General features: G+C 71.1%; 12 protein-coding genes and 1 pseudogene. 7 read left to right on the forward strand and 6 right to left on the reverse strand.

Annotation, left to right across the window (positions count from 1 at the left end; translation table 11 throughout):
• The 4 genes and pseudogenes from VLJ82_RS08920 to galT form a co-directional block, all read left to right on the forward strand.
• Window positions 1-196 (forward strand): annotated as a pseudogene (locus VLJ82_RS08920) (helicase); the annotation flags it as partial.
• Window positions 197-242: 46 nt separating this feature from the next.
• The gene (locus VLJ82_RS08925) at window positions 243-452 is read left to right on the forward strand and encodes a type II toxin-antitoxin system VapB family antitoxin (RefSeq protein ID WP_408662986.1); all 210 of its coding nucleotides are present in this window, start codon (window positions 243-245) and stop codon (window positions 450-452) included.
• A 170-nt stretch (window positions 453-622) separates the two neighbouring features.
• On the forward strand, window positions 623-1,462 hold the full coding sequence (locus VLJ82_RS08930; RefSeq protein ID WP_408662987.1) for a DeoR/GlpR family DNA-binding transcription regulator: 840 nt from the start codon (window positions 623-625) through the stop codon (window positions 1,460-1,462).
• On the forward strand, window positions 1,459-2,571 hold the full coding sequence (gene galT / locus VLJ82_RS08935) for a galactose-1-phosphate uridylyltransferase (protein ID WP_408662988.1): 1,113 nt from the start codon (window positions 1,459-1,461) through the stop codon (window positions 2,569-2,571). The genes VLJ82_RS08930 and galT overlap by 4 nt, the downstream gene beginning before the upstream one ends.
• Here galT and VLJ82_RS08940 read toward each other — a convergent pair.
• Both VLJ82_RS08940 and VLJ82_RS08945 read right to left on the reverse strand, forming a co-directional pair.
• Window positions 2,510-3,238 carry a MerR family transcriptional regulator gene (locus VLJ82_RS08940; protein WP_408662989.1) on the reverse strand — a complete coding sequence of 243 codons (729 nt, stop codon included), beginning with the start codon at window positions 3,236-3,238 and terminating at the stop codon, window positions 2,510-2,512. The two genes, galT and VLJ82_RS08940, sit on opposite strands and share 62 nt — an antisense overlap.
• Window positions 3,239-3,365: 127 nt before the next feature.
• Entirely contained in the window at window positions 3,366-3,872 is a 507-nt protein-coding gene (locus VLJ82_RS08945) for a DUF2505 domain-containing protein (protein WP_408662990.1), read from the reverse strand.
• 72 nt (window positions 3,873-3,944) lie between these two features.
• Between VLJ82_RS08945 and VLJ82_RS08950 the strand changes: the two genes are divergently transcribed.
• Window positions 3,945-4,739 (forward strand): thymidylate synthase, encoded by a 795-nt coding sequence (locus tag VLJ82_RS08950; RefSeq protein ID WP_408662991.1) that lies wholly within the window; start codon window positions 3,945-3,947, stop codon window positions 4,737-4,739.
• Window positions 4,740-4,753: 14 nt separating this feature from the next.
• Here the strand turns inward: VLJ82_RS08950 and VLJ82_RS08955 are convergent, their stop codons facing one another.
• Window positions 4,754-5,035 carry a YciI family protein gene (locus tag VLJ82_RS08955; RefSeq protein ID WP_408662992.1) on the reverse strand — a complete coding sequence of 94 codons (282 nt, stop codon included), beginning with the start codon at window positions 5,033-5,035 and terminating at the stop codon, window positions 4,754-4,756.
• 227 nt (window positions 5,036-5,262) lie between these two features.
• Between VLJ82_RS08955 and VLJ82_RS08960 the strand changes: the two genes are divergently transcribed.
• The gene (locus VLJ82_RS08960; RefSeq protein WP_408662993.1) at window positions 5,263-6,555 is read left to right on the forward strand and encodes an NAD(P)/FAD-dependent oxidoreductase; all 1,293 of its coding nucleotides are present in this window, start codon (window positions 5,263-5,265) and stop codon (window positions 6,553-6,555) included.
• Window positions 6,556-6,881: 326 nt separating this feature from the next.
• Here the strand turns inward: VLJ82_RS08960 and groL are convergent, their stop codons facing one another.
• On the reverse strand, window positions 6,882-8,507 hold the full coding sequence (gene groL / locus VLJ82_RS08965) for a chaperonin GroEL (protein WP_408662994.1): 1,626 nt from the start codon (window positions 8,505-8,507) through the stop codon (window positions 6,882-6,884).
• A 243-nt stretch (window positions 8,508-8,750) separates the two neighbouring features.
• Here groL and VLJ82_RS08970 point away from each other — a divergent pair, with 243 nt between their 5' ends.
• Window positions 8,751-10,880, forward strand: a complete 2,130-nt coding sequence (locus VLJ82_RS08970; protein WP_408662995.1) for a prolyl oligopeptidase family serine peptidase — start codon at window positions 8,751-8,753, stop codon at window positions 10,878-10,880.
• A gap of 87 nt (window positions 10,881-10,967) precedes the next feature.
• Here the strand turns inward: VLJ82_RS08970 and VLJ82_RS08975 are convergent, their stop codons facing one another.
• Both VLJ82_RS08975 and VLJ82_RS08980 read right to left on the reverse strand, forming a co-directional pair.
• Window positions 10,968-11,186: a cold-shock protein gene (locus tag VLJ82_RS08975; protein WP_408662996.1), complete on the reverse strand. Its 219-nt coding sequence runs from the start codon at window positions 11,184-11,186 to the stop codon at window positions 10,968-10,970.
• A 251-nt stretch (window positions 11,187-11,437) separates the two neighbouring features.
• On the reverse strand, window positions 11,438-12,067 hold a 630-nt coding region (locus VLJ82_RS08980), incomplete at its 5' end, for a threonine synthase (protein ID WP_408662997.1).

The following is a 12,067-nucleotide window of genomic DNA, read 5'->3' on the forward strand; positions in this document are numbered from 1 at the left end:
CTCCCGGCAGGAGGAGGCCCAGCGGCTGGGACGGGTGCTGCGGCCCAAGCACGACGGACGGCAGGCGCACTTCTACACGGTGGTCAGCCGCGACAGCCTGGACGCCGAGTACGCCGCGCACCGCCAGCGGTTCCTGGCCGAGCAGGGTTACGCCTACACCATCATCGACGCCGACGACCTGCTCCGCCCGCTGTAGCCTGGCGTACCCGCCGTCAGATACCGCTACGGGATGTGAGGCCAGCATGCGAACGACCGTGGCACTAGACGACGACCTGCTCGCCGAGGCGCAACGCCTGACGGGAACCTCGGACACGAGGGCGCTGTTGCGCCAAGCACTGTGTGCCCTGATCGAACGCGAGAGCGCGAGTCGCCTCGCCCGCTTTGGTGGCACCGAGCCAGCAGCGCGTAAGGCACCTCGTCGTCGCTCGTCTGCGGACGCACCGACTAGGTAGACCTACCGCGTCCGCAGACCGACCGCCCTGGAGGACCGTCCCGGGGCTGGGCTGCCGGCGGGATGCGCACCTACCGCTGAACCGCGCTTGTTGTCTACTGTTGGTTCCTGATGAAGCCGGCCCGGGTTATAGGCAGCAACGATCCACCGGCTCGACACAGGACGGTTTCGATGCTCGCTCGGCAACGCCAGGCCCGGATCCTCGAAGAGGTCCGGCGGGCCGGCGGGGTGCGGGTCTCGGAGCTGACCATCCTGCTCGGCGTCTCGGACATGACCATCCGGCGCGACCTGGACCAGCTGTCGGCCGCCGGCGCCATCCAGAAGGTGCACGGCGGCGCGGTGCTGGGCAGCCGGGTCAGCGAGGAGCCGGGCTTCGAGGCCAAGACCAGCCTCGCCCAACCCGCCAAGCAGGCCATCGCCGCCCGGGCCGCCCGGATGATCGCGCCGGGCACCGCCATCGCCCTCTCGGCCGGCACCACCACCTGGGCGCTGGCCCGGCACGTCGCCGCCATCCCCGCCCTCACCGTGGTGACCAACTCCACCGCGGTGGCCGACGCCATCGCCGCGGCGGAGAACGGCAAGCAGACCGTGATCCTCACCGGCGGGGTGCGCACCCCCAGCGCGGCGCTGGTCGGCCCGGTGGCCGACGCCACCATCCGGTCGCTGCACTTCGACCAGTTGTTCTTGGGCGTGCACGCCATGGACCCGGTCGCCGGTTTCACCACCCCGAACCTGGCCGAGGCCGAGACCAACCGGTCGCTGATCGAGCGCGCCCAGGCTGTGATCGTGCTCGCCGACTCCTCCAAGTGGGGCACCGTGGGACTGGCCGACTTCGGGCCGCTGTCGATCGCCGACATCCTGGTCACCGACGACAACCTGTCCGAGCAGGCCCGCGCGGTGCTGGAAGAGGCGGTCGGCGAACTGATCGTGGTGCCGGCCGCCACCGACTCCCCCACCGGCACCACCGAGACCACCAACACCACCGGCTCCACCGAGGGAAGCAGGCCATGACCTACCGGCAGCAGTACGCCCTCGCCGACGGCCGGGACCTGTTCTACTACGACCTGCGGGCGGGCCAGGACCGGTCAGCCGCCGACCGCCGGGAGCTGCCCGAGACCGCCACCGCGTCCCAGATCCGCTGGGATCCGCTGTTCCAGGAATGGTCGGTGATCGCCGGGCACCGGCAGTCGCGGACCTACAAGCCGCCGGTCGACCTGTGCCCGCTGTGCCCCAGCCGGGACGGCAGGCAGACCGAGATCCCGGCCGCCGACTACGACGTGGCGGTGTTCGAGAACCGGTTCCCGTCCTTGGCCGGCGAGTCCGCCGAGACGTTCGGCGTCGTGGAGGACTTTCCGTTCGCCTCCGGCCCGGGCGTCGGGCGGTGCGAGGTGGTGTGCTTCACCAGCGACCACGACACCTCCTTCGCCCAGCTGTCACCCCAGCACGCCCGGACGGTGATCGACGCGCTGGCCGACCGCACCGCGGAGCTGAGCCGGACGCCCGGCGTGGAGTACGTCTTCTGCTTCGAGAACCGGGGTGAGGAGATCGGCGTGACGCTCTCGCACCCGCACGGCCAGATCTACGGCTACCCGTTCGTACCGCCCCGGATGCTGCGCGCCGCACAGGCCGCCGCCGGGTACTCGGCCGAGCACGGGAGCTGCCTGCGCTGCGAGCTGCTCCGGCGGGAGGTGGAGGCCGGCGAGCGGGTGATCAGCCGCACCGAGCACTGGACGGCGCTGGTGCCGTTCGCGGCCCGCTGGCCCTACGAGGCCCGGCTGGTCGCCAACCGGCACGTCGGCAGCCTGCCGGAGCTGACCGGCGACGAGCGCGACGACCTCGCCCGCAGCTACCTGGACCTGCTGCGGCGCTTCGACCGGCTCTTCGAGCCCCTCGTCGGGAGCAAGACGCCCTACATCGCCGGCTGGCACCAGGCGCCGGTCCGTCAGCTGGCCGGCAACTGGCATCTCGGTGCGGAGGTGTTCACCATCCGGCGGGCGGCGGGCAAGCTGAAGTACCTGGCGGGCTCGGAGTCCGGGGCGGCGGTGTGGATCAACGACATCACCCCTGAGACCGCTGCCGCTCGTCTGCGCGGCGACCACTCCGGGGATGCTTCCGGGTAGCCGGCGCGCCGGCGGCCGGGCCCTCGACGGGAGCCATCACCGGCTGGGGCGGGCCGAACCGCTCCAGGCTGACCGCCTCCTGGGCGGCCAGCCGCAGCTGGGCCAGCAGCTCGCCGTAGATCACCGTGCCGACCGTCACCGTGTGGGCCGCCTCCGCGCGCGGCGCCTCCACCGGGATGTGGTCCATCTCCACCTCGGCGACCGCCCAGGCCGCCTCGGCCCACGGCCGCAGGCTCTCGGCGTCCACCGGCTCGCCCTCGCCGTCGAGCACGTCCAGCACCCGGGCCAGCGACTCCACCAGCGGTGAGTCCTCGGTCAGCATCCAGCCCAGGTCGGTCAGCAATTGCTCGGCCAGCTTCATGCCGGACTCGGTGGGCACCGCCGAGGCCTTGGACGCGGCGACCGCGGTCTGGGTGACGCCGAGCAGGTCCAGCAGCGGCAGCTCATCGTCGTCCACGGCGGACAGCACCGTGCCGACCGTGGCGACCGGCAGGTCGGCGATGTCGCGCAGTGCCCTGATCAACCGCAGCCGCTCCAGGTGGGCGTCGCTGTACTCCGCCTGGGTGCGCGAGATCGGGACGCCGGCCGGCAACAGTCCCTCGCGCAGGTAGAACTTGATGGTGGCGACCGGCAGGCCGCTCTGCTGGGCTAACTCGGAAATGCGCACTGCGTGCCTCTCAGGTGGGCAAACTCGAAGCCTTGCTCCCGGCGGTGGTCCGGGCTCATGGGCCGCTACTACCAGCGTCGCACCCGCCGGCCGTCACGGCACCATCGTCCCGAACCCAGATCTGGCGTCAATCCGGCCGGCTGACCCAGGCCTGCCCCACCCGGTGGTCGATGCGCAACGCCGCCTCGATCACCTTCACGATCTCGGGCTCGATCCGCCGTCCCAGGAACGGGATCGCGACGGTGACCTCGCCGGTCACCAGCTCGGTGCATCCCGCGCCGTCCGGGCCGTCCGGGGAGAGCACCATCGAGCCGGTCATGCTGGCCGGCTGCCCCTTGACCGTGACCTCCACCGTCGCGGTCCGGGTGCCGGTCGGCCCCGGCGGGCCCCACCGCTCGACCTGCTCGACGGTGATGTCGTCGCCGACGAACCTGCGCACCATGTCCGGCACCTTCGCCGGCATCACCCGCCGGACCTCGACCCGGGCACCGCCGTCGGCCGTGCGCTCGATCGAGACCGCGTAGGACAGCGCGCCGGACTCCCGGCAGGCCTGCTCCCGGACGCGCTGCTCGACCCGGCCGGCGAAGTTCTGCTCGACGCTGCCCCGGGAGGTGGTCTCGACCCGCAGTTTCATAGCGGCATCATCGCCGATGGGCCGGCCCGGCGCAGCCACCGGGTCCGGCCCGGCGCTGCTACCGTTGCCGACGTGCGGCAGTACCTCGATCTCCTCGACACCGTCCTGCACAAGGGCGTTCGCAAGGGCGACCGCACCGGCACCGGCACGCTGAGCATCTTCGGCCACCAGATGCGCTTCGACCTGGCCGACGGCTTCCCGGCGGTGACCACCAAGAAGCTGCACGTCAAGTCCGTGGTCGGCGAGCTGATCTGGTTCCTGCAGGGCTCTACCAACGTCCGGTGGTTGCAGCAGCAGGGCATCAGCATCTGGGACGAGTGGGCCGACGCCGACGGCGAGCTCGGACCGGTCTACGGCAGCCAGTGGCGGTCCTGGCCGGCGCCGGACGGCCGCCGGATCGACCAGATCGCCGCCGTGGTGCACTCGATCCGCACCAACCCCGACTCCCGGCGTCACATCGTCAACGCCTGGAACGTCGCCGAGATCGAGCAGATGGCGCTGCCGCCGTGCCACACGATGTTCCAGTTCTACGTCGCCGACGGAAAGCTGTCCTGCCAGCTCTACCAGCGCTCGGCCGACGTCTTCCTCGGCGTGCCGTTCAACATCGCCTCCTACGCGCTGCTGACCCACCTGATCGCCCAGGTGTGCGACCTCGCGCCGGGTGAGTTCGTGCACACCCTGGGCGACGCCCACCTCTACCTCAACCACGTCGAGCAGGCCGAACTGCAGCTGAGCCGTGAACCCCGGCCGCTGCCGGAACTGCGGCTCAACCCGGCCCGCCGGCAGCTCGAGGAGTTCGAGATCGCCGACGTGGAGCTGATCGGTTACGACCCGCACCCGGCCATCAAGGCACCGATCGCGGTCTGAGGAGGACCGGCGGGCTAACCGGGCTCCCCGGGTTGCAGGACGTCCTGCCAGGCCCGGATCGTGCAGGACGCGATGCCGTGCACCATGAACGGATCCCCGGCCACGAACTCCTCCGCCGCCTCCCGGCTGGTGAAGATCGCCAGCGCCTCGCCGTTGGCCGGATCGCGCAGCGGGCCGATCGCCAGCAGGACGCCGCGCTGGTGGTAGCTCATGAAGTGGTCCCGGTGCGCCGGCAGGTACTCGACTATCAACGACTCGGAGCCGGGCACTCTCTGGTAGGTCACTAGGTATTTCATCGATGCTCCTTCGAGATCCGCCACGCTCGGTCATGGCCCGTTCACTCCGTGTGGGGACCGGCTTTTCTTTCTTGCTCTCGTCCTTTCCTACCCGCGCGGCCGGGAGGGACTCCACCGCGAGAATGCGCACCGGTCGCGAGCGACGGATCTTTAACCCATGGAAACATGGCCCGTTCACCGCGATCCGACCCCTGCCGGCGGAGCGACCCCCGGCTAGGCTCGGACCGATGAGCGCATCGCCGGACGCCGACGTGGTGATCGTCGGTGCCGGCCTGGCCGGGCTGTCGGCCGCCCTGGAGCTGACCGGGCTGGGCCGCCGGGTGCTGCTGTTGGAGGCCGCTTCCCGGCCCGGTGGCCGGGTGGTCACCGACCTGGTCGACGGTTTCCGGCTCGACCGCGGCTTCCAGTTGATCAACCCGGCCTACCCCCGGCTGCGCCGGCTGACCACGCTCGGCGTGCTCGATCCCGACCGGCTGCGGCTGCAACAGTTCGATGCCGGCGTCCGGGTCGCCCTCGACGGTAGGCACCGGGTGCTGGCCGATCCGCGGCGTAGCCCCCGAGACCTCGGGAGCACCCTGCTCGCCCTGGGGACGCCGGGTCTCGGGATGTCCGGCCCGGGAAAGTCGGGCCTGGGGACGCCGGTCGAGCAGGCCCGGTTCGCGCGCTGGGCGCTGGGCTGCCTGGTGCGCCGGCCGGCGACCTTGCTGGCCCGGCCGGACCAGCCGTACGGCCGGCAACTGGAGCAGGCCGGCATCCGGGGGCCGCTGCGTACCGCGGTGCTGGAACCGTTCCTGGCCGGCGTGCTGGGCGAGGACCGGGCCGAGACGTCGGCCCGCTACGTCGCGCTGCTGATCCGGACGTTTCTCCGCGGCACCCCCGGCGTGCCGGCCTGGGGCATGCAGGCGTTGCCCGAGCAGCTGGCGGCCGCGCTGCCGGCCGGCACCCTGCGGCTCGGGGTGCCGGTGGAGTCGGTGACCGGCCCGGTAGTGGGCACCGCCGGCGGGCGGGTGACCGGACGGGCGGTGCTGGTGGCCGCCGACCCGGCCGGTGCGGCGGCGCTCACCGGGCTCCCCCGTCCGCAGCTGCGCAGCCTGACCACCTTCTGGTTCGCCGCCGAGCGCTCTCCGCATCCCCGGCCGATCCTGCACCTGGACGGCCTGCGCCGCGGCCCGGTGGTCAACGCCGCGGTGCTCTCGGCCGCCGCGCCGGCCTACTCCCCGGACGGCCGGGCGCTGGTCGCGGCCAGCATGGTGGGCCTGCCGGCGGCGGATACCGAACGGCTGGTACGCGATCAGCTGGGGTTGATGTATGCCACCAGCGCGGCGGACTGGCAGTTGCTGCGGGTCGACGCCATCGCCGGGGCGCTGCCTGCGATGCTGCCGCCGCTGGCCGTGCGGCAGCCGGTGCAGCTGACCGACACCCTGTTCGTGGCCGGCGACCACCGCGACACCGCCTCGCAGCAGGGCGCGCTGGCCTCCGGAGCCCGGGCGGCGCGGGCCATCCACCGCCAGCTGGGCTGACGTCTTCCCGCTGATCCGCCTGATCAGCTGGTCCGCCTGATCAGCTTGGTCCGTCTGATCCGCCTTGCTCGGCGACTGTCATAAAGATCGATCGCCATAGCAGTCGATCCTTATGACGGAAGGACCAGCCCGGCCGGCTGACCTACCAGCGGCTGGCCTGATCCGCCGGCTTCGTATCCGCTGGTTTCGTATCCGTTCTGATCGCCCAGACGGCCAAAGGGGAAACGGAATCGAGCAGTCCCCGAGGACGGAAGGCGAAACGCGAATGGGCGGCCCCGCCGCAGCGGGACCGCCCATTCGGATTGCGACAATCCAGGAGCGGACTCCTAGAAGTCCATGCCACCCATGTCCGGAGCGCCACCGGCCGGAGCCGACGCCTTCTCCGGCTTGTCGGCCACCACGGCCTCGGTGGTCAGGAACAGCGCGGCGATGGAGGCGGCGTTCTGCAGGGCAGAGCGCACCACCTTCGCCGGGTCCGGCACACCGGCGGCCAGCATGTCGCCGTACTCGCCGGTCGCGGCGTTCAGGCCGTGACCCTGCGGCAGGCCCGCGACCTTCTCGGCTACCACGCCGCCCTCGAGACCGGCGTTGATCGCGATCTGCTTGAGCGGAGCCGACAGCGCCACCCGGACGATGTTGGCACCGGTGGCCTCGTCGCCGGTCAGCTCCAGCTTCTCGAACGCGGTCACCGCGGCCTGCAGCAGGGCAACCCCGCCACCGGCCAGGATGCCCTCTTCGACGGCAGCCTTGGCGTTGCGGACGGCGTCCTCGATGCGGTGCTTGCGCTCCTTGAGCTCGACCTCGGTCGCGGCACCGACCTTGATGACCGCCACGCCGCCGGCGAGCTTGGCCAGCCGCTCCTGCAGCTTCTCGCGGTCGTAGTCGGAGTCGGAGTGCTCGATCTCGGTGCGGATCTGGTTGACCCGGCCGGCGATCTGGTCGGCGTCACCGGCGCCCTCGACGATGGTGGTCTCGTCCTTGGAGATGACCACCTTGCGGGCCCGGCCCAGCAGCTCCAGGCCGGCGCTCTCCAGCTTCAGGCCGACGGTCTCGGAGATGACCTGGCCACCGGTCAGGATCGCGATGTCCTGCAGCATCGCCTTGCGGCGGTCGCCGAAGCCCGGGGCCTTGACGGCGACGGACTTGAAGGTGCCGCGGATCTTGTTGACCACCAGGGTCGACAGCGCCTCGCCGTCGACGTCCTCGGCGATGATCGCCAGCGGCTTGCCGGCCTGCATGACCTTCTCCAGCAGCGGCAGCAGATCCTTGACGTTGGAGATCTTGCCCTCGTGGATGAGCAGGTACGGGTCGTCGAGCTGGGCTTCCATCCGCTCGGTGTCGGTGACGAAGTAGGCGCTGATGTAGCCCTTGTCGAAGCGCATGCCCTCGGTCAGCTCAAGCTCGAGGCCGAAGGTGTTGCTCTCCTCGACGGTGATGACGCCTTCCTTGCCGACCTTGTCCATCGCCTCGGCGATCAGCTCGCCGACGGTGGTGTCAGCGGCCGAGATCGAGGCGGTGGCAGCGATCTGCTCCTTGGTCTCGACCGGCTTGGCGATGTTGAGCAGGTGCTCGGTCACCGCCGCGACACCGGCCTCGATGCCCCGCTTGAGGGCCATCGGGTTGGCACCGGCGGCCACGTTGCGCAGGCCCTCGCGGACCAGCGCCTGGGCCAGCACGGTGGCCGTGGTGGTGCCGTCACCGGCGACGTCGTCGGTCTTCTTGGCAACTTCCTTGACCAGCTCTGCGCCGATCTTCTCGTACGGGTCTTCGAGCTCGATCTCCTTGGCGATCGAGACGCCGTCGTTGGTGATGGTGGGGGCGCCCCACTTCTTCTCCAGCACGACGTTGCGGCCCTTCGGGCCCAGCGTCACCTTCACCGCGTCGGCAAGAATATTCATGCCGCGCTCGAGGCCGCGACGGGCCTCCTCGTTGAACGCGATCAACTTAGCCATGCGTGTCGTCCTTTACTTGTTCCGTGCTGACCCCAGCACTGACCAGCTCTCGACCGACTGCGATGCCCGCGACGGCCGACGCCCCTCATAGTCGGGGCGCCTCATCACGATCGGCTTAGCACTCACAGTACCAGAGTGCTAAGTCAGGTCTAGCACTCTGGTAGGCCGAGTGCAAGGTGGCCTGGGCGCCTCCGAGCACCCCGGGGACTGTGGTTGTCGGAGGCAGCGCCTACCGTGCCAGGCATGAGCTCCTCCAGCCTTCCGGGCTTTCCGCAGACCCGCACGGTGGACCAGGTCGACGACTTCTTCGGCACCGCGGTGCCCGACCCGTACCGGTGGCTGGAGGACCAGACCAGCTCCGAGGTCGGCGACTGGGTACGCGCGCAGGCCGAGACCGCCGAGCGCTACCTGCAGGGCCTGCCCGGACGGGACCGGCTGACTGCCCGGCTGCGCGAGCTGATCGCGCTGCCCAGTTCCAGCGCGCCGGTGCCGCACGGCGGCCGGTGGTTCCGGCTGACCAACGACGGCAGCCAGCAGCAGTCGGTGCTGCGGATGTCGGAGGAGCCGATGGGGGCGGGCCAGGTGCTGCTGGACCCCAACCCGGCGGCCCCGGACGGCAGCACGGCGATCGCCGCCGCGGTGGCCGACCGCACCGGCAGCCTGCTCGCCTGGTCCTACCAGGAGGCCGGCAGCGACTGGTGCCGCTGGCGGGTTCGCTCGATCGAGTCGGGCGCCGACCTGCCCGACGACGACCTCCGCTGGGCCAAGTTCGTCCAGCCGTGCTGGCTGGCCGACTCCAGCGGCTTCCTCTACGCGCTGTTCCCGCCGAGCGACCCCGACGACATCTACTCCTCGGCTGCCGGCGCACCGCGGCTGATGCTGCACCGGATCGGCACCGACCAGGCCGACGACGAGCTGGTCTTCGAACTGCCCGACCAGCCCACCGCCAGCCCCTGGCCGTGGATCGACCACCAGGGCCGCTGGCTGGTCGTCGTGGTCGACGACCCTGCCGCCGACACCCGCTCGGTCTGGGTCCGCGACCTCGACCGACCGGGCAGCGAGCTGCGCCAGGTCGTCGAGCCGTCCGGCGCCCAGTGGGCGTTCGTCACCGCGCTGCCGGCCGGGTTGGTGCTGCACACCGACTTCGAAGCCGGCCGCGGCCGGCTGGTGCTGCTCGATCCCTCCTCCGGCGCGATCAGCACCCTGGTCGCCGAGCGGGAACACCTGCTGCTCGGCGCCTCCGCCGGCGCCGGCGCGCTGGTGCTGAGCTGGCTGGCCGATGCCCGGTCCCTGCTGACCGTGCACGACCTGGCCGGCGCCGAGCTGCGCACCGTGGAGCTGCCGGGCCTGGGCACCGTGAGCGAGCTGAGCGCCGACGAGGACTCCGACCTGATGCACCTGGTCTTCTCCTCCTTCCAGGCCCCGCCGGTGGTGCTGCGGCACGAGCTCAGCACCGGGCGCACCTCGGTGGTCTTCGACGCGGCGGCCGGCCTCGAGCTGCCGGCGATCGTCACCGACCAGATCTGGGTCACCAGCGCCGACGGGACCAGGCTGCCGGCCTTCGTGGTGCACCGGGCCGACGTCACGGCCGGCAACGGTCCGCACCCGTGCACGCTGTACGGCTACGGCGGCTTCTACGTCAGCGTGACCCCGGAGTTCTCACCCGGCATCGCCGCCTTCGTCGAGGCCGGCGGGGTGTGGGTGGTGGCGACCCTGCGGGGTGGTGGTGAGTACGGCGCGCAGTGGCACGATGCCGGCCGGCGCGACCGCAAGCAGAACGTCTTCGACGACGCGATCGCCACCGCCGAGGAGCTGATCGCCGCCGGCTGGACGACCCCGGACCGGCTGGCCCTCAACGGCGGGTCGAACGGCGGGCTGCTGGTCGGCGCGGTGATGACCCAGCGTCCGGAGCTGTTCGCGGCGGCCGTTCCGCAGGTCGGAGTGATGGACATGCTGCGCTTCGACCGGTTCACCATCGGCTGGGCCTGGGTCGCCGACTACGGCCAGGCCAGCCGCAGCAAGGCCGAGTTCGACGTGCTGCACGCCTACTCGCCCTACCATCGGCTACGGCCGGAGGTGCGCTACCCGGCGACCCTGGTGATGACCGCCGACCACGACGACCGGGTGGTGCCGGCACACAGCTTCAAGTTCGCCGCCCGGCTGCAGGCGGTCAGCCCACCCGGCTCGGTGGCCTACCTGCGGGTGCAGTACAGCGCCGGGCACGGCCAGGGCAAGTCCCGCTCGACCCAGATCGCCGAGCGCACCGACCTGCTGGCCTTCATCGGCCACCACACCGGCCTGGATTTCGACACCCCGGACTCCGAGGGCGCACGGGGCGGCGCTCAGCTCACCGGCGGGAGGGCCCTCGACTAGCCGGCGGCCGTGCGGGCATGGCAGTGCCGCGACCCGTCCCGACTGCCTCTCAGGTGGTCGGGACGAGCCGCGGCCAGAACCGCTGGTTCAGCTGTGCTGCGACTGCGGGACGACCCTGACGGCGTCGGCCTGCGGGCCCTTGGGGCCCTGAGCGACCTCGAACTCGACCCGCTGGCCCTCTTCCAGAGAGCGGTAGCCGTCGACCTGGATGGCGCTGTAGTGGACGAAAACGTCCTGGCCGCCGTCCACGGCGATGAAGCCGTAGCCCTTCTCGTTGTTGAACCACTTCACGGTGCCTTGTGCCACACTGCACTCCTTGCTGGCTCGACCGGGCCGCCACACCTCGTGACGCCGGGGTCTTCGTTCCACGGTCCCGGCAGCTCGGTGCACACGCTGGCTCAAGCCACCGTGGTCCTTCGTTGGCGAAACGTCCGTCACTCGACCAAGCGGCAAGTTACCGGGTGTCGAGGCACCCCGCCACCGGATCGGCGTATTTACTGCCTTCGGCGCGTCGCGCTCCGTCCTGGAATGTCGGTTTCAGGCCGGTCCCGGCAGTGTCAGAGCAGGCCGGCGGCCCGCATTCCCTTCAGCGTCGGTGCGATCACCGCGGTCGGCGCGACCCGGCCGGCCACCGCGTCCAGGGTCTTGAGGCCGTCGCCGGTGTTGTAGAGCACCGTCTCGCGGCTGGTGTCGAGCACCCCGGTCTCCACCAGCTTCTTGCACACGGCGGTGGTGACCCCGCCGGCGGTCTCGGCGAACACCCCGGTGGTGCGGGCCAGCAGCTCGATGCCGGCCCGGATCTCGTCGTCATCGACCTGGGCCATCGCCCCGCCGGTGCCGCGGACCGCGTCCAGGGCGTACGGGCCGTCGGCCGGGTTGCCGATGTTGAGCGACTTGGCGATGCCGAAGGGCTTCACCGGCTTGACGACGTCCCAGCCGTTGTCGAAGGCCGTCGCGATCGGGTCGCAGCCGGCCGACTGCGCGCCGAAGATGGTCCACTCGGTGGCCTCGACGATCCCGGCGGCGGTGAGCTCCCGGAAGGCCTTGTCCACCTTCGTCAGCAGCGACCCCGACGCCATGGGGATGACGACCTGGGCAGGGATACGCCAGCCGAGCTGCTCGGCCAGCTCGTAGCCCATCGTCTTGGAGCCCTCGGCGTAGTACGGCCGCACGTTCTGGTTGACGAA

Source organism: Jatrophihabitans sp. (genome assembly GCF_035474675.1).
Classification (GTDB): Bacteria; Actinomycetota; Actinomycetes; order Mycobacteriales; family Jatrophihabitantaceae; genus Jatrophihabitans_A.